The sequence below is a fragment of the Gilliamella sp. X-60 genome, from assembly GCF_057063585.1.
Window position 1 is genome coordinate 1 of sequence record NZ_JBXSQJ010000006.1, and the last position, 17,318, is coordinate 17,318.

Below are 17,318 nucleotides of genomic sequence, written 5' to 3' on the forward strand. Positions count from 1 at the left end.
TTATTCCTAAAATTCATACCGTTTATTTTTATTATGCTATTGGTTTATCGCGATATCATTGTTTTTATGCTGACTATTTTCAATATAAGCGATAATGCAAACAGAGTATAAACGATTTTAACGCAAAATTTAACCTTTTTAATCAATATCTTTGTTTAATATGAATAATTTCAGTTAGTTAAACCAGTAACTGATAGCGGCTTAACCCCTTTGTTAAATAAGGGATTTAAGCAATCTTATTCTTTATCAAAAATAATTTATTAAATGATTGCATTTAAAATAGTTGCACGCTGAAACGGTATAGAATCCTGAATATTTTTTACAAGAATTACGCCTTTTTAATAAAGAAACACCCTGTTTTATTGCTAACTATGTTATAACTATAAGAAATTTAAAGATTAATTGGTAGAATAAAAAAAGTGCAATATCTCCTATTTTATTTTTAATATTAATTTAATAAAAACAATGTGTTATAAAATAATTGTTGTTTTAAGAATAATCAAAAAAGTTGGTAGAAATTTAAACTAAAATATTTTAATTATAAAACAAAATGTTATAATTGGTCTGTTCCCTATACACATAGGGATAAACCGGCAAAATCATAGTGTGGATCAATCCCCGCACGCTGTTCCCTATACACATAGGGATAAACCGCAATGTTATAATTTCAGTCACATCATCTAAATCTGTTCCCTATACACATAGGGATAAACCCCAAGTATTGGATGGATGAGTATTCCTGCGCCTCTGTTCCCTATACACATAGGGATAAACCGAACAGCGATAAGCGCTATTGATAATGACCGGTCTGTTCCCTATACACATAGGGATAAACCGATAAATAGTGCAATATTTTATTAATATGTTTCCTGTTCCCTATACACATAGGGATAAACCGGCATTGATAATCATGAAGCTAAATGTTTTTCACTGTTCCCTATACACATAGGGATAAACCAGCTGAGCGCATTATCGCTGAGGCTCTTGGCTTACTGTTCCCTATACACATAGGGATAAACCGCTCTTGCCGAAACAATTGCTTTAAACGTAAGTCTGTTCCCTATACACATAGGGATAAACCGCCGTGTCTGGTTGTAGAATTAAATTTAGATATCTGTTCCCTATGCACATAGGGATAAACTGCCCGATTTTGAGCTTTTTTAAAAAACACCCCACTGTCCCCTATAAAAATAGTTTTTTGCTTGTCATTACTGAATATGCTTGAATATGCTCAAGAGAATATAAAGGTTGCATGTTTTTTCATTAGGTTAAGTATGCAGTCTTTACTATAACATGGGTATTTCTTGAAACTTTTGACAAAAATCAGTCACTTTTATTGATACAATTTGCATACTTTCTGATTTATTTATATTTAAATACTTTTGATCGTGGCAAATACTCTATTTTTAGTGGTTTTATTTTATAGAAGTTGCTCCAGCCAACTAGCTTCTCATTTTTGGTATTTATAAAATAAAAAAACAGCCTGTTTTTAGACTGTTTTTTTAAATTTTCAAACCAGTTTTAGGAACGGTTAGCTATTCCCACTCTATAGTGGCTGGCGGTTTTCCGCTTATATCATATACGACACGAGAAATACCATTAACTTCGTTGATGATTCGATTGGATACTCTCCCTAAAAAGTCATAAGGTAAATGAGCCCAGTGTGCGGTCATAAAATCGATGGTTTCAACAGCACGCAGTGAAACGACCCAGTCGTATTTGCGACCGTCACCCATTACGCCAACCGAACGTACTGGTAAAAATACGGTAAAGGCTTGGCTGACTTTGTGGTATAGATCAGCTTTATAAAGTTCTTCAATAAAAATAGCATCAGCTTGACGTAACAAGTCGCAATACTCTTTTTTTACTTCACCAAGTACTCGCACGCCTAAGCCTGGTCCTGGAAATGGGTGACGATAAAGCATATCATAAGGTAGCCCAAGTTCTAAACCAACTTTGCGGACTTCATCTTTAAATAGTTCTCGCAAAGGTTCGACCAAGCCCATTTTCATATCTTCGGGTAAGCCACCAACATTATGATGTGATTTGATTACATGGGCTTTACCAGTATCAGCAGCGGCCGATTCAATAACATCAGGATAGATTGTGCCTTGAGCCAGCCATTTTACATCTTTTAATTTTGCTGCTTCTTCATCAAATACAGCAACAAATTCACGTCCAATAATTTTGCGTTTAGCTTCAGGATCAGCCTCACCTTTTAGTGCAGCTAAAAAGCGATCTTCGGCATTTACGGCAATAATGTTTAAGCCAAATTTATTACCAAACATGTCCATAACCTGTTGCGCTTCGTTCAAGCGTAATAAGCCATGATCAACAAATACACAAGTTAATTGATCGCCAATCGCTTGGTGCAATAACAATGCTGTAACAGAAGAATCCACTCCACCCGATAAACCGAGTAAGACTTTGTCATTGCCAACCTGTTCTTTAATTCGAGCAATAGCATCGGTAATAATTGAAGATGGCGTCCAAAGTTTTTCGCAGTGACAGATATCAATCACAAAACGTTGCAATAACTCGAAACCTTTAACTGTATGAGTCACTTCTGGATGGAATTGAACACCATAAAATTGTTTTTCGTCATTAGCCATAATAGCAAATGGGCAAGTTTCAGTACGACCAATCAGAGTAAAACAGTCAGGCAAGGCTGTTACTTTGTCACCGTGACTCATCCAAACATCAAGTTGATGAATACCTTGTTGGCTTGTGCTATCCAATATGCCATCAGTTAATTTTGACGATCCCACAAGATCCACTTTAGCATAACCAAATTCACGTTGGTTAGAGCCAGTCACTTGACCACCCTTACCAACTTGAATCGCCATAGTTTGCATGCCATAACAGATCCCAAGCACGGGTACACCTGCATTAAAGACATATTCTGGAGCTCGTGGGCTATTAGCTTCTGTGGTACTTTCTGGACTTCCTGATAGAATAATACCTTTAGGATTAAATTGTTTAATTTTTTCTTCTGATACATCCCACGGCCAAAGTTCACAATACACACCAATTTCACGAATTCTGCGAGCAATTAATTGGGTAACTTGCGAACCAAAATCAAGAATTAAAATACGCTGCTGGTGGATGTCTTTTTTCATCAATTTTATTCCTAAACTATGAACTAATACAAAATTAGGCTGATATTGTACCATTTACCAATTAAATTGAGAGCATTAATTAAAAACAATTATAAATATTTTATATTATTAATAATTTTGAAATCATCTTATTACAAAGTTCAATATCTAGTCATCAAATTAACCTTGTAATAAGTCAACAAATCAAAAACTTGAATTTTCTTTACTTAATTAATAAGTAAACTTATAACAAGCTAACTTATTAAAAGGAGACACTATGAATACCATTTCAATTTCTTTCATATTACCAACCAAAGCTAAACCAACTCAAATTTGGCAATACTATACTGATCTTAATTTAAGAAAATTATGGGAAACTGATCTTGAAGACTTTCGTATATTTGGTGACTTAAAAACAGGGTCTAAAGGTATTTTCAAATTACAAAATATACCGGAAATGGAGGTGACTTTATCAAAAATTATTGATGAGCAAGAATTTACAGAACAATTTGATATGCCTGAAATAGGTTTACTGTTTTTCTCACATCAGATTATTGAAATATCGCATAATCAATATGCATTAAAATCAGAAATTTCTCTAAAACCGGATCCAAAAATGGATACTAAAGCATCCTATGATTTTATAAAACAGATTTCAGATGATATTATAGATAAAACTTACAAATTAAATGGCTTAGTTGAAGGGTAAATTATGACAAAGGACAATAAGTTTTTGACTCAATTCCAAACTGATTCTGAATCTATTGGTTTTATTTTTATGAAAACTTATTCGTCCTGGCATACGAATATCAAAAATTGCTTGAAAAAACAGTCTATCACTCATCCTCAATTTATAGTGCTTGCAACGCTTGCTTATCTATCACAGCAACCAGACGAAATAACACAAGTTATTTTATCAAATAAAACAAATATCGATGTGATGACAATTTCCCAAATATTAGAGAATTTAGAAAAAAAAGATTATATAAAACGCTCTTGCTCAATTAAAGATAATCGAGCAAAATCCATTCAATTAACACAAAAAGGATTGAATAAAGCAAATGAAACTGTACCTTTGGTTGAACAAATAGATAAAGATTTTTTTTCAACATTACAAGGTGATAAAGAACAATTTATGGAAATGTTATTAACACTATTAAAAACCAACATGAAGGGATAAAATCATTTATAAATTTTTATTATTTATTGTTTTTATCAACTTTGAATGCTTGGACTTGACTTAAAATAAGTTTTTGAAGACTTTGTCTCAAATTTCTAGAACAAAATACTTTAAAACTGAATCGTTATAACTCAACCTTTTAAAGCTCATTACTTGACTAAATTTAATTAAAAAAGGTGATATTACATCACCTTTTATCTATAGTTAGAACGTTTTGCTAAACTTATTTTGCAGCGTTTTGTTCTTGTGCTGATTGAATTGCGGTTAATGCAATGGTGTAGACAATATCGTCAACTAATGCACCACGAGACAAATCATTAACAGGTTTACGCATACCTTGTAGCATAGGACCAATCGAAACAAGATCCGCAGAACGTTGTACAGCTTTATATGTAGTATTACCTGTATTAAGATCAGGGAAGATAAATACTGTTGCTTTACCTGCTACTTGTGAATTTGGCGCTTTCGATTTTGCTACATCTGGCATTACCGCGGCATCATATTGCAATGGACCATCGATCATAAGATCTGGACGTTTTTCTTGAGCAATGCGAGTTGCTTCTTTCACTTTTTCAACATCAGCACCTTGACCCGAGCTACCTGTTGAGTAAGAGATCATCGCAACGCGTGGTTCAATACCAAAGGCAATTGCTGTATCAGCTGATTGAATCGCAATTTCGGCTAACTCTTGTGCATTTGGATCTGGATTAATTGCGCAGTCACCATAAATATACACTTGATCAGGCATTAGCATAAAGAATACTGATGAAACAAGTGAACTACCCGGGGCAGTTTTAATTAATTGTAATGGTGGACGGATAGTATTAGCAGTTGTATGCACAGCACCTGACACTAAACCATCAACTTCATTTGCTTCAAGCATCATTGTACCAAGTACTACATTATCAGCTAATTGCTCACGAGCAATTACTTCTGTCATACCTTTATTTTTACGTAATTCAACTAAACGAGGTACATATTTTTCACGAATTAATTCAGGATCAACAATTTCAACACCTTGACCTAAGCTCACACCTTGAGAAGCGGCAACTTTACGCACTTCGTCCGGATTACCAATTAATACGCATTTAGCGATATTTCGCTCAGCACAAATTGCGGCTGCTTTAACTGTTCTTGGTTCATCACCTTCTGGTAATACCACTACTTTTTTCGCATTACGCGCAAGTTCAGTTAATTGGTAACGGAATGCAGGAGGAGACAGACGACGTGCAGAATTTACCACCTCATTTAATGATTTAACCCATTTAGCATCGATATGGTCAGCCACATAATTTTGGGTGTTTTCCATACGATCTTTATCATCAACAGGGATTTCTAAATTGAATTGTTGTAAATTAATCGACGTTTGGAAAGTGTTAGTTTTAACTGTAAATACAGGTAACCCCGTATCAAAAGCAGGTTGGCATAATTTTGCGATTTTTTCGTCGATTTCGTAACCACCAGTTAAAAGCACACCACCAATAGCCACACCATTCATAGCAGCTAGACTAATCGTCACTAATACATCAGCACGATCGGCAGAAGTCACTAACAGTGCATTTGGTTGTAGATGACTGATAATGTTAGGCACACTACGTGAGCAGAAAGATATATGTTTAATACGGCGGTTTTTGATATCACCTTCATTAATAATTTTTGCGTCAAAATGTTTAGCGATATCAATAGAACGACAAGCACTTAAATCCATATTCCAAGGAATACATCCAAGTACTGGCAATGGGCTATGTGCATTTAAATCATCGATAGTGATTTTTTTATCATCAAATTTAGGAGTGTGATAAATTTCAGCAACATCAGGACGAGCAAGGCTTTGTTCTTCAACTGGCGCATTAACTTTATTAACAATCACACCAACGATTTTTTCGTTTTTAATGCCACCAAAGTTAGATCGAGCAATTTCAATGCGATCTCTAAGTTGCTCTGGCGTATCTTTGCCCATATTGACCACAAAAATAATTTCGGCACCAAGCGTTTTAGCGATATTATTATTGAGTTCATTAGCAAAAGGATAATCAGACGTGGGTACAATACCTTCAACCAAAACAACATCAGCACCTTTCGTGTTTTCAGCATAAAGGGCTACGATTTCTTCCATTAACACATCTTGTTGATTTAAACCTAATAGGTTTTCAACATGGCTCATTTTAAGCGGTTTTAGTGTTGGGATTGAAGTGTTATGACTAACTAACGTTGTGGTATTGTCTGGCGCATCACCACCCGCTCTAGGTTGTGCTACTGGTTTGAACACGTTTAAGTTAATACCTTGACGCTCCATAGATCGAATAACACCAAGACTCACACCCGTTAATCCAACATTGGTACCAGTAGGAATGAGCATAATAGTACGAGACATAATTGTTACCTCTTAATTCTTTTTATATAAAAAACAAACCGCCATTTAGGCGGTTTTAAATATTTATTACGCAGTTAGGCGCGCAGCATCTTGAGCAATAACAAGCTCTTCATTAGTTGGGATTACCATCGCAATAGCTGAACCATCTTTGGTGATTGTGCCACCTTTACCAAAACGTGCAGCTAAGTTACGCTCTTGATCAAGTTCAAAACCAAGAATAGTTAATTTTTGTAATGCCATACGACGCACTTCTTCAGCATTTTCACCGATACCACCAGTAAAGATGATAGCATCTAAACGACCATCTAAAAGCATTGCATAACCACCAATATATTTAACTAAACGGTGAACAAACACATCTAAAGCGTTTTTAGCGTTTTCATCTGTTTCGTAATTATCGGTAACATAACGACAGTCGCTACTTACACCAGTCAAACCTAATAAACCTGATTTTTTGTTTAAAAGATTATTAATATCAGCAACCGACATTTTTAAATTGTCGTGTAAGAAGAACATAATAGCTGGATCGATGTCACCACTTCGTGTCCCCATGACTAAACCTTCAAGTGGCGTTAAGCCCATTGAAGTTTCGACACATTTACCGTTTTTAACAGCAGTGATTGATGCACCATTGCCTAAGTGACAAGTGATCACATTTGTTTCTTCAACTGGTTTATTTAATAATTTGGCTGCTTGTTGGCTTACATAATAGTGACTTGTACCATGTGCGCCATAACGACGGATACCATGTTCTGTGTATAATTCGTTCGGAATCGCGTATAAATAAGCTTCTTTTGGCATTGTAGTATGGAAAGCTGTATCAAAAACAGCCACATTTTTATTTTTTAAATGTGGAAAAGCAGCAAATGCTTCACGAATACCAATTAAATGCGCAGGGTTATGTAATGGAGCAAACGCCGCCGCATCTTCAATACCTTTTAAGACTGAATCATCAATCACAACTGACTTTGTATATTTTTCACCACCATGAACAATTCGATGACCAATAGACTTAATGCTGTCTAATAATTCTGGTTTTTGAGGGAAAATACTATTAACAATAAATTTAATGGCTTCACTATGTGCAGCGCCTGCACCTAAAGATGCTTCACCTTTAACGCCATCAAGTTTCCACTTAATACGTGCATCAGGCAGGTTAAAACATTCGGCTAATCCAGAAAGAAATTCATCACCGTTTTCAGGGTTTATAATAGCAAATTTTAATGATGAACTTCCGCAATTAAGAACAAGAGCGTTATTACTTGATGACATAGTAATTCCTATAGATTGAATAAAAAGATATATACCAATCAAAATTGGTAACTAAGCACATGATTTAAAATCAATGTGACTACGCTAAGGTGACTTCTGATATCTTACTTTTTGAGATAGAATAGAGAGAGTCCCCAATTTGAATGGTACTATTTTAAGATAATAAGAAGTGAATGTCGAGGAGTCACAAAAATATGAATCTAATAAACACATTTAAAGCTGGGCAAAGGTATATGAAGCTTTGCCCAACTGACAAACAACTAGCGCATTCATTTCCTGAATTAAAAATCATTAACCTCATAAAAACCGCAACTCAATACGTACCCCCTATCGTTATTGGTTTGCTGGTTTGGCAATATTACATGCCAGCACAAATTGCGGTCACGGCAATAACAATACTATTTACCTTAAGCCTGCCACTACAGGGGATTTTTTGGTTAGGAAAACGTGCGTTATCGCCCCTACCCCTTAACTTAATTGACTGTTATAACCAGTTAAAAACAAAATTAATAGCTAAAAAAATCATCACTGAAAATAGTATACAAAATAACAAATTGACATTTGAAGCATTTATGAAACTTATCAATCTAGCCAAATTGCACTTAGGCGATTATTTTGGCCTAGATGATGATACTCCACCTTATAACGAAGACTAACTGCAATGGCAAATTTACTCACTACACTACAAAAACAAATTGACCAATTAGAACAACAAGTTCATTTGGCTAACGAACAGAAATTTAAAGAGCCTTATTTTGACGAACAACTTTTTCATACCAATAAAATTGTCACAGATAAAACGTTTTACTTTGAAAAAATCAAACAAACGTATCAAGCATTAGTCGCAAATATCGAATCAGAAAAAATTGAGCAAATTACTTTTTTATCAGAAACATTAGTCAACCAAATGGCTGCCCTAACGCGCGAACTTGCCACCCATAACTTGCGCCAAAAAGAACCCAAAGCCATTATTGAAGAAACCCTAGCCCAAAAACACGTGCGCCATTTAGATTATTTGCGCCGATTACAAGAAATGAAATACGAGCTAGAACTATCACAAGACGTCATCAACCAAAGCAAAATAGCCGCACTTGATAACCGAATTTACCGTTGTGAACAGGCGATTAAGAAGATTGAATTAGAAATTGAAAATGATATTGATGGATAAATTTAAGATAAGTTTATATTAAACTCGATGATAAAATACAGCTAAGCACCACCTATAAGCGTATATTAGTATATAGCTAAATCAGATCGACAAAAACCTGTTACAAAATCCATTAACTCTAAAATCACATCTTCATTATTCGTATATCTTAATTTTTGCAAACATGCATACATGCAATCTTTTGATATACCTTTATTTTTGAAATAGACCAGTGTTTTTCTAATGTCTAATAGGTTGTGATTTTCAGATATTTGTTGTGCGATACAATCCATTAATATTTGTTGATAGAGTATGTTATCATTCAGGTTTTTATCCACTAATGATTACCTTTACCGAACTGTTTAAAAAAATGTTGTTAATATATGTTATTAACAACGTTTTATCAATTTCACTAAATTCAATAATCATTTTTTTAGCCCGTACTTGTTCGGTGTTATGCTTATTTATCTCTATGGTAAGTATGTTTGCTTTCAAAACAATTCGTTTAATTGCTTTAGCCACTTCTATCCCAGTTAGATGCGTTTGAATACCAATTGATTCATCTACATCTACATCATCCTCATCATATCGAGATAAGATTAAGTAATGGTTGGAGGATATTGGATCGTCACTGATGCCAATAATAAACACTCCATTTTCGGTATAACAGTTGGTGGTATTTGCTAAAAATTTTATTTCACTATTCGTTATATTTTCTTTCATATCGTGTTTCTTGATAACATTTACATCAGTGCTTGTAATTATATGCTCTTAACATTATCCAAAATAGAATAATTTAAACAACCTTAGCCTAGTTATTTACTATAATTTTATCTAATACCTTTTTGGTAATGATAGTGTTCAAGCATTTGCTCATTATTTTGTATACACCAATCATAACCACCAATATCTATTGGCATTTTAGTTAAAACGCCAGTTAACTTATTAAGCTTTACCCAGTTATCTGCATTTTCAAGAGACGAAAATACCGCAGACACCATTGAAACGTCATCTCGCTTAAAAACCCACACCCAACGATATTCTTTCATACTATTTCACCTAATAACTCATCTATTCATTTTCCAACTTAGTAAAAATAACCTTCCAAATAGTCACACATAATTTTATATACAAATTTGTCTTTATGCTAATAAACCGTCTTGGGTTGAATCTTTTTCAATAATCTACTTATATACTCTTTTATTTAAAAGCATCTTGATTGATGCTCCCCATAAAGAAAATTTTTAATAAAATCGCTGCTAGTTTTCATTCACTGTAAATATTCGAACTAAATACCGTCTTATTCCTAATGCAATCTCGTATAAATAGATTGCATTGCTTTATTCTACAACATGTAAACGGTATGTTTTTTATATTCAAAGCAACACTTGATTTTATTTAAAAGCAAGTTAATTGTTTAAGCTAAAAACGATCATTCTCACTCATCACTTCTACTTATATTATAACCAATAGCAACTTTACTTAACTATTGATATTCAAAAATAGACATTATTCTTATACCCAAAATGAATATTGTTATAATGATTAATTAGTACCATCTTTTTTCGTTCTATTTATAATAAGTGTTATTAGCAAAACAACGCCATGCTATTTCCTTTATAGCAATTAACAAGGATTCTAATATGAGTAAAATATTTGATGATAATTCACAAACCATTGGTCATACTCCGCTGGTTCGTTTAAAACACTTTGGTCATGGCAATATATTAGCTAAAGTTGAATCGCGCAACCCCAGCTTTAGTGTTAAATGTCGCATTGCATCTAACATGATTTGGGATGCCGAAAAACGTGGTTTATTAACCTCTGATGTTGAATTAATCGAACCAACAAGCGGTAATACAGGTATTGCACTAGCGGCAGTTGCTGCTGCTCGTGGCTATAAATTAACTTTAACCATGCCTGAAAGCATGAGCATTGAACGTCGAAAACTGCTAAAAGCCTTAGGTGCGAATTTAATTTTAACTGAAGCAGCTAAAGGGATGAAAGGCGCAATCGAAAAAGCCGAAGAAATCGTGGCAAGTGATCCTAAAAAGAACCTCATGCTACAACAATTTAGTAATCCTGCTAACCCAGAAATCCACGAAAAAACAACAGGACCGGAAATATGGCAAGATACCAATGGTCAAATCGATATTTTTATTGCTGGTGTCGGAACGGGCGGTACATTCACTGGCGTAACGCGTTACATCAAAAAAACACAAGGCAAAAATATTACTGCGGTTGCCGTTGAACCCACCAATTCACCCGTCATTAGCCAAGCACTAGCAGGCGAAACTATTAAGCCTGGACCGCATAAAATTCAGGGCATTGGAGCTGGTTTTATTCCTACAAATCTTGATTTAAGTTTAATTGATATAGTTGAAAAAGTATCAAACGAAGACGCGATCGAAACAGCTCGCGAATTGATGGAAAAAGAAGGTATATTAGCTGGGATATCATCGGGTGCTGCCGTTTTTGCTGCGGATCGCTTAGCAAAATTACCTGAATATGCCAACAAAACCATTGTGGTGATTTTGCCATCTTCTGGGGAGCGTTATTTAAGTACCGATTTATTTAGTGGTATTTTTACTGAAAAAGAACTCGGTTAAATCAAAATTAGTAATATAAAATCAGTAATAAAAAAACGTGATTTATCCAATAATCACGTTTTTTATTAACATTAAATCGCTCTCAACCTTAACCTAATTATCCTGAATAATGCCAAAATGGCGATACGCATGTGGTGTTGCGATTCTGCCACGCGGTGTTCGTTGAATATAACCTTGTTGAATTAAAAACGGTTCGAGCACATCTTCTATCGTTTCGCGCTCTTCACCAATTGCAGCGGCAATATTATCTAATCCGACAGGACCGCCCATGAATTTTTCGATAATAGCTAGCAACAATTTGCGATCCATATAATCAAAACCCTCATTATCAACATCAAGCATATCTAGCGCTTGAGTTGCGATTTTTTTGTCGATAATCCCTTTTGATTTTACATCAGCATAATCGCGTACACGTCGCAAAAGACGATTGGCAATTCGCGGTGTACCACGAGAACGTTTAGCAATTAAATGTGCACCTTCATCTGACAAATCCATACCTAAAAATTTAGCGCTACGGCTAACAATATATTCTAAATCCTCAACTCGATAAAACTCAAGGCGCTGCACAATACCAAAGCGATCTCGCAGTGGCGAAGTTAACGAACCTGCTCGAGTTGTTGCACCAATTAATGTAAAAGGAGGAAGATCGATTTTGATTGAACGCGCTGCTGGCCCTTCGCCAATCATAATATCTAATTGGTAGTCTTCCATTGCGGGGTATAAAATTTCTTCAACTACAGGGGAAAGTCGGTGGATTTCGTCAATAAACAGCACATCGTTAGGCTCTAAATTGGTCAGCATGGCAGCTAAATCGCCGGCCTTTTCTAATACAGGGCCTGATGTAGTGCGTAAATTAACATTCATTTCGTTGGCCACAATATTGGCTAACGTTGTTTTACCAAGTCCTGGAGGGCCAAATATAAGCACATGGTCGAGCGCATCATGACGCTGTTTAGCGGCTTGAATAAAGATTTTCATCTGCTCGCGAACTTGCGGTTGACCTATGTATTCGTCCAAATATTTAGGACGAATTGCACGATCTAATGATTCTTCTTCTTTTTGCACTTGTGGGGCAATTAAACGATCCGCTTCAATCATAATCAATCCCTATTTATAATGCTGATTTTAAGGCTTCACGAATCAGCGTTTCGCAATCCATGTCAGGAATAATCACTTTATTAATAATACGGCTAGCTTCTTGTGGTTTGTAACCTAATGCAATTAAAGCCGAAACCGCCTCACTTTCAATTTGATTAGCCGTTTTTTGAATGCTACCTATTTCAACAGTCGAGCTAGGACTTGACGATTGTTCACCAAAATGTTTAATGCGATCTTTCATTTCAACAATTAACCGCTGTGCAGTTTTATTGCCCACGCCCGGCAGTTTAACTAAGGTTTTAATTTCACCTTGTTCAACAGCACTAATAAATTGCGACGCTGACATGCCTGATAAAATGGCTAATGCCAATTTAGGCCCCACGCCATTAACTTTAATGAGTTCACGAAACAATTCACGCTCTTGTTCTTGATTAAAACCATACAATACTTGCGCATCTTCACGCACGGCAAAATGGGTTAACACAATGACTTCTTGCCCGTTTTCGGGCAATTCATAAAAACAGGTCATCGGCATAAACACGTCATAACCAACGCCAGCGACTTCAATCAGCACTTTAGGGGGTTGCTTTTCAATAATGGTGCCACGTAAACGACCAATCACAATATATCCTTAATAATAAAGCGTAACAAATAAGCAAATAATAAGGTGTAGTTTACCTGATAGCAAAAAAATAATAAAGAAAAACTGTATAAATAGACAGTTAAATCAAATATTAATTACAGCAAATATCATTTAACTAAATGATATATGGAGCAAATTTATATATAATACTGGTAAAAATGGCCGATTTGTTTATAGCGTTGTAATTATTCAATAATCAAAAATGATGTTTTAAAGTCATAATTTATTCCATTAAGGAGCGTTAGATATATGATTAGTCAGATAAAAAAACTTTGTAAAGATAAAAATAATGAAGATGCCTATTATGGATTTATAAGAGCTTTGGATGAAGGAAAGGATTATTATTTTGCTAAAAAGGATTTTGATAATTTACCTATAGAAGAAATAGAAATAGGCCTACGAGTGGCATTTACTGCAAATGAAAAAGATTCAGGTCAACGATTTGCAACAAATATCAAAATTATCAAAGATCAAGCAACAGAAAACAATGAACAGAGTTTGTCTGATAATAAATCTTTGGCAAATAAAATTGATGCCAAAGGCTATCAAACACTTTTAATAAATTCAGTCCAACAGATCAAATACATTGATGATCCACTAGCGTTTGAAGACTCAGTCTTCAATTTATTAAAAGTGATTGGTTTAAACAAAATATTTCAATTTGATCGTGATAATCAAGCGGGTAAGGCCGATGGTTTTTTTATTATCGAAAATTTAGCTGTAATGTATGACTGTACGCTACAAAAAAACTTTGAATCGTTTAAAGAAGAACAAATAGAAAACTACATCAATAAACTGAACCAAAAAGCACAATTAACCTTCAACATTAAAAAAAATGACGGCGGAATCACCCCTAAAACGATTCCATTAACGGGCAAAAATAAACAAGTTTGGATCATTACCAAAGGAGAAAGCAAGGAGATAAGCGATTTTGATAATGTAAAAGTCAAAGAAATTTCGATATATGATTTGTGTGAAATTTACAAAAAGCGGTTAAGCGATATTACTTATGATAATGAAAAATTAGTAAACGATTTTATTTTTATTGGAAAATAATTTTAGCGAAAAAAGCGGAAAGGAAAAATGATTGCCTTTCCGCCTACTGTCAAAATAATCTACGCTTAAAACGGCATTTTAAAACCTGGCGGTAATTGCATTCCACCAGTAACTTGTGCCATTCTTTCTTTTTGTGCATCATCTAAACGACGAGCCGCATCGTTATAAGCCGCAGCAATAAGATCTTCTAACATCTCTTTATCATCTTCAGTCATAAGTGACGGATCGATTTCAACACGTTTGCAATTATGTGTACCATTAACCGTTACCTTAACTAAACCTGCACCCGATTCGCCTGTCACTTCTAATTTAGCGATCTCTTCTTGGGCTTGTTGCATTTTTGCTTGCATTTGTTGGGCTTGTTTCATTAAATTACCCAAACCACCTTTTCCACCTGAAAACATAATAATTCCTCGTTAAAAAAATATCGCCATGATTATACAGGACGAACACTTGATTCATCAATCTTGGCATCAAAATATCGACAAATTGTTGCCACTTTTGGATCTTCGGCAATAGTTATCTTTGCTTGCGCTAGTTTTTGTTGATATAACGCTTCACGCATTTCAATGGGCGTTTTATAGTCTTGATTATCATCAACAATAATCTTTACATTAAGCTCTTGCTTGCGATGTTCACAAAGTGCTTTTTGCACTTTAGCCACATTATTGGCCGAATTAATCAAATGTTTAACGGCTGAACGCAGATGTAGCACAATAGTGTTATTGTCGATCTGTTCAAACCCAGAGTTGACCGCAATTTGCTTAATCAAAGGTGACAAATCTAATTGCTCAATTTCGGCACACCACGCATCTTTTTGTGCCATTTCGTCAATCAATTTTTTTGCCATTTCGGGGGTTTTATCACCGTTAAGTGATTCACGAAAAGCTTTGGTATTCACCACTAGCTCTTCTTTCATGGCAATCAAACCACTGGCTTGCCATTGATAGTTTTCGGCGGTGATTTCTTCTTTGTCAACATCGCCACCACTATCGTGGCTATCAGCATTGGCATCACCTACGATCGCGACGTTCTGTTTAATTCTTGTGAGTGATTCACGCATGACTGAACTTTTTGGTTGAATCTTATCAACCGATTCAAACTTTTTTGGATTTTGTTCCCCTTTCATCAACTGCATACGCATTTCTAAAACACTTTTAGTTATCGACGAAACTTCATCGGGAATCGCTAGATCATCCGTTGCAGTCTTGCCATCAGCTATTTGTTCCATTTTTGATGGCGCAACGGGTGCCAAATTATTTGTGTCTTGGGGCTGGCTTTTCACCTTGGATGTTAACGATGAACTAGCCACAACTTGTTGTGATATAGCTGATTTATGGGTATTAACCGGCTGGTTCACAGTTGAACTTGTAGTGCGAATGGGCTGAGATTGTTGAATATGAGGTTGATTTTCAACCTGATGATTACCTTCTGCTTGCTTTGGAATATTTGTATGCTCAACGGCTTGAACTTGCGATTGCCGTTCGGGCTGTGCTTTGGTTTGGGGTTGCACCTGTTGCGACCTATTGCCTTGGACAGACGCCGAACTAACCACAGCCGGCACCGCATCAACTACCTTTGGCATAAAAGCCAAAGCGCGTAAAAAGCTCATTTCGACGCCAATTTTTTTATCGGGCGAAAAAGCAAGTTCTTTACGCCCCATTAACAAAATTTGATAAAACAACTGCACATCGTTAGGTGCCATATATTGCGCCAAAAAACGAATTCGCTCTTCGTTATCGGTATAATCTCCCAACGCGGTTGGCACCACTTGCAATAACGCAATTTGATGCAATAAAGTAATGGTTTCGGCTAACAAATTATCCCAATCAACACCTTGCACAGCGGCTGCTTCAATTTGTTGCATTAGGGCATTACCCTCACCATTATGCAATGCTTCAACAATAGCAAACGGAATCGACTTATCAAGCGTGCCAAGCATAACCGCCACCGATTCGACATCGACCTTACCATTACCAAGGGCAATGGCTTGATCGGTTAAACTTAGCGCATCACGCATACTGCCATTTGCAGCTTTAGCTAATAACGCAATGGCTTTAGCATCGCTGTTGATTTGTTCTAATTGCAAAATATGCTCAAGTTGCTGTCCAATTAATGCGGTATCAAGCACATTTAAATGCAAATGCAAACAGCGTGACAATATTGTTATAGGTAATTTTTGCGGATCAGTAGTCGCCAATAAAAACTTAACATGCTCAGGGGGCTCTTCTAGGGTTTTAAGAAGTGCATTAAAGCTACTGCGCGATAGCATATGTACTTCGTCAATCAAATAAACCTTAAAGCGCCCCTTGCTTGGTAAATATTGAATGTTATCAAGGATTTCACGCGTATCTTCAACCTTGGTGCGCGAGGCCGCATCAATTTCGAGCAGATCAACAAATCGCCCTTGCTCAATATCGCGACAATTATCACAAACTCCACACGGCGTTGCGGTAATGCCCGTTTCGCAATTTAACCCTTTTGCTAACAAACGGGCAATCGAGGTTTTACCCACACCTCGCGTGCCCGAAAACAGATAAGCATGATGAACCCGCCCAAGCGAAAGCGCATTAGACAGAATTTTTAGGACGTGCTGCTGCCCTACAACTTCAGAAAATGATTTTGGTCGCCATTTGCGTGCTAGAACTTGATAACTCATTATCACCATAACTTATTGCTATTGAATTTGGCACTAATCATACCATAAACAAGTAAAATAGTCTTTATACGGTCAATAATCGATGCAATATTCAACAATACCAATCAACTTACAAGAGTCTTAGTTCGGTTATACAGCACAACTAGGTTTTATTTCTGACAAATATAACCCAGCGCCCCTTA

At 35.7% G+C, this 17,318-nt stretch carries 15 protein-coding genes and 1 CRISPR repeat array; of the genes, 6 read left to right on the plus strand and 9 right to left on the minus strand.

The genetic code is table 11. The features are described from left to right. The first annotated feature begins 564 nt into the window (after positions 1 to 564). Positions 565 to 1,142: direct repeats of the CRISPR family, unit length 28 nt; unit sequence CTGTTCCCTATACACATAGGGATAAACC. 393 nt (positions 1,143 to 1,535) lie between these two features. Beyond that, a complete protein-coding gene (gene guaA, locus ACYIAM_RS04570; RefSeq protein ID WP_483747435.1) occupies positions 1,536 to 3,119 on the minus strand; it encodes a glutamine-hydrolyzing GMP synthase in 1,584 nt (527 codons plus the stop codon). A 256-nt stretch (positions 3,120 to 3,375) separates the two neighbouring features. Here guaA and ACYIAM_RS04575 point away from each other — a divergent pair, with 256 nt between their 5' ends. Further along, on the plus strand, positions 3,376 to 3,807 hold the full coding sequence (locus tag ACYIAM_RS04575; RefSeq protein WP_065567570.1) for an SRPBCC family protein: 432 nt from the start codon (positions 3,376 to 3,378) through the stop codon (positions 3,805 to 3,807). A gap of 3 nt (positions 3,808 to 3,810) precedes the next feature. Next, positions 3,811 to 4,278, plus strand: a complete 468-nt coding sequence (locus tag ACYIAM_RS04580; RefSeq protein ID WP_483747436.1) for a MarR family winged helix-turn-helix transcriptional regulator — start codon at positions 3,811 to 3,813, stop codon at positions 4,276 to 4,278. Between the two features lie 223 nt (positions 4,279 to 4,501). Here ACYIAM_RS04580 and pta read toward each other — a convergent pair whose 3' ends face one another. After that, positions 4,502 to 6,652 carry a phosphate acetyltransferase gene (pta, locus tag ACYIAM_RS04585; protein WP_483747437.1) on the minus strand — a complete coding sequence of 717 codons (2,151 nt, stop codon included), beginning with the start codon at positions 6,650 to 6,652 and terminating at the stop codon, positions 4,502 to 4,504. Between the two features lie 66 nt (positions 6,653 to 6,718). Next, positions 6,719 to 7,924 (minus strand): acetate kinase, encoded by a 1,206-nt coding sequence (locus ACYIAM_RS04590; RefSeq protein ID WP_483747438.1) that lies wholly within the window; start codon positions 7,922 to 7,924, stop codon positions 6,719 to 6,721. A 194-nt stretch (positions 7,925 to 8,118) separates the two neighbouring features. Between ACYIAM_RS04590 and yfbV the strand changes: the two genes are divergently transcribed. Together yfbV and priC are read left to right on the plus strand one after the other, a co-directional pair. Next, complete coding sequence (yfbV, locus tag ACYIAM_RS04595; protein ID WP_483747439.1) at positions 8,119 to 8,580, plus strand: terminus macrodomain insulation protein YfbV; 462 nt, start codon at positions 8,119 to 8,121, stop codon at positions 8,578 to 8,580. A 5-nt stretch (positions 8,581 to 8,585) separates the two neighbouring features. Beyond that, positions 8,586 to 9,092 carry a primosomal replication protein PriC gene (gene priC / locus ACYIAM_RS04600; RefSeq protein ID WP_483747440.1) on the plus strand — a complete coding sequence of 169 codons (507 nt, stop codon included), beginning with the start codon at positions 8,586 to 8,588 and terminating at the stop codon, positions 9,090 to 9,092. A gap of 309 nt (positions 9,093 to 9,401) precedes the next feature. Here priC and ACYIAM_RS04605 read toward each other — a convergent pair whose 3' ends face one another. Together ACYIAM_RS04605 and ACYIAM_RS04610 are read right to left on the minus strand one after the other, a co-directional pair. Then, the gene (locus ACYIAM_RS04605; protein WP_483747441.1) at positions 9,402 to 9,794 is read right to left on the minus strand and encodes a hypothetical protein; all 393 of its coding nucleotides are present in this window, start codon (positions 9,792 to 9,794) and stop codon (positions 9,402 to 9,404) included. Positions 9,795 to 9,901: 107 nt separating this feature from the next. Further along, on the minus strand, positions 9,902 to 10,120 hold the full coding sequence (locus tag ACYIAM_RS04610; protein ID WP_065637828.1) for a DUF7710 domain-containing protein: 219 nt from the start codon (positions 10,118 to 10,120) through the stop codon (positions 9,902 to 9,904). 594 nt (positions 10,121 to 10,714) lie between these two features. On the opposite strand from ACYIAM_RS04610, the gene cysK reads away from it, so the two are divergent. Beyond that, positions 10,715 to 11,680, plus strand: a complete 966-nt coding sequence (cysK, locus tag ACYIAM_RS04615) for a cysteine synthase A (RefSeq protein ID WP_174796370.1) — start codon at positions 10,715 to 10,717, stop codon at positions 11,678 to 11,680. A gap of 93 nt (positions 11,681 to 11,773) precedes the next feature. Here the strand turns inward: cysK and ruvB are convergent, their stop codons facing one another. Together ruvB and ruvA are read right to left on the minus strand one after the other, a co-directional pair. Next, the gene (gene ruvB / locus ACYIAM_RS04620) at positions 11,774 to 12,778 is read right to left on the minus strand and encodes a Holliday junction branch migration DNA helicase RuvB (RefSeq protein ID WP_174796369.1); all 1,005 of its coding nucleotides are present in this window, start codon (positions 12,776 to 12,778) and stop codon (positions 11,774 to 11,776) included. Positions 12,779 to 12,791: 13 nt separating this feature from the next. After that, positions 12,792 to 13,400, minus strand: a complete 609-nt coding sequence (gene ruvA, locus ACYIAM_RS04625; RefSeq protein WP_174796368.1) for a Holliday junction branch migration protein RuvA — start codon at positions 13,398 to 13,400, stop codon at positions 12,792 to 12,794. A 270-nt stretch (positions 13,401 to 13,670) separates the two neighbouring features. Here ruvA and ACYIAM_RS04630 point away from each other — a divergent pair, with 270 nt between their 5' ends. Further along, on the plus strand, positions 13,671 to 14,477 hold the full coding sequence (locus ACYIAM_RS04630) for a cold-shock protein (RefSeq protein ID WP_174796367.1): 807 nt from the start codon (positions 13,671 to 13,673) through the stop codon (positions 14,475 to 14,477). A gap of 65 nt (positions 14,478 to 14,542) precedes the next feature. Here the strand turns inward: ACYIAM_RS04630 and ACYIAM_RS04635 are convergent, their stop codons facing one another. Both ACYIAM_RS04635 and dnaX read right to left on the minus strand, forming a co-directional pair. Beyond that, the gene (locus ACYIAM_RS04635; protein ID WP_160431306.1) at positions 14,543 to 14,881 is read right to left on the minus strand and encodes a YbaB/EbfC family nucleoid-associated protein; all 339 of its coding nucleotides are present in this window, start codon (positions 14,879 to 14,881) and stop codon (positions 14,543 to 14,545) included. A 32-nt stretch (positions 14,882 to 14,913) separates the two neighbouring features. Then, complete coding sequence (gene dnaX / locus ACYIAM_RS04640) at positions 14,914 to 17,136, minus strand: DNA polymerase III subunit gamma/tau (RefSeq protein WP_483747442.1); 2,223 nt, start codon at positions 17,134 to 17,136, stop codon at positions 14,914 to 14,916. Between the last annotated feature and the right edge of the window lie 182 nt (positions 17,137 to 17,318).

Coding starts and splice junctions, on each gene's coding strand:
- guaA (WP_483747435.1), bottom strand. CDS start 3,119: ATGAAAAAAGACATCCACCAGCAGCGTATTTTAATTCTTGATTTTGGT.
- ACYIAM_RS04575 (WP_065567570.1), top strand. CDS start 3,376: ATGAATACCATTTCAATTTCTTTCATATTACCAACCAAAGCTAAACCA.
- ACYIAM_RS04580 (WP_483747436.1), top strand. CDS start 3,811: ATGACAAAGGACAATAAGTTTTTGACTCAATTCCAAACTGATTCTGAA.
- pta (WP_483747437.1), bottom strand. CDS start 6,652: ATGTCTCGTACTATTATGCTCATTCCTACTGGTACCAATGTTGGATTA.
- ACYIAM_RS04590 (WP_483747438.1), bottom strand. CDS start 7,924: ATGTCATCAAGTAATAACGCTCTTGTTCTTAATTGCGGAAGTTCATCA.
- yfbV (WP_483747439.1), top strand. CDS start 8,119: ATGAATCTAATAAACACATTTAAAGCTGGGCAAAGGTATATGAAGCTT.
- priC (WP_483747440.1), top strand. CDS start 8,586: ATGGCAAATTTACTCACTACACTACAAAAACAAATTGACCAATTAGAA.
- ACYIAM_RS04605 (WP_483747441.1), bottom strand. CDS start 9,794: ATGAAAGAAAATATAACGAATAGTGAAATAAAATTTTTAGCAAATACC.
- ACYIAM_RS04610 (WP_065637828.1), bottom strand. CDS start 10,120: ATGAAAGAATATCGTTGGGTGTGGGTTTTTAAGCGAGATGACGTTTCA.
- cysK (WP_174796370.1), top strand. CDS start 10,715: ATGAGTAAAATATTTGATGATAATTCACAAACCATTGGTCATACTCCG.
- ruvB (WP_174796369.1), bottom strand. CDS start 12,778: ATGATTGAAGCGGATCGTTTAATTGCCCCACAAGTGCAAAAAGAAGAA.
- ACYIAM_RS04630 (WP_174796367.1), top strand. CDS start 13,671: ATGATTAGTCAGATAAAAAAACTTTGTAAAGATAAAAATAATGAAGAT.
- ACYIAM_RS04635 (WP_160431306.1), bottom strand. CDS start 14,881: ATGTTTTCAGGTGGAAAAGGTGGTTTGGGTAATTTAATGAAACAAGCC.
- dnaX (WP_483747442.1), bottom strand. CDS start 17,136: ATGAGTTATCAAGTTCTAGCACGCAAATGGCGACCAAAATCATTTTCT.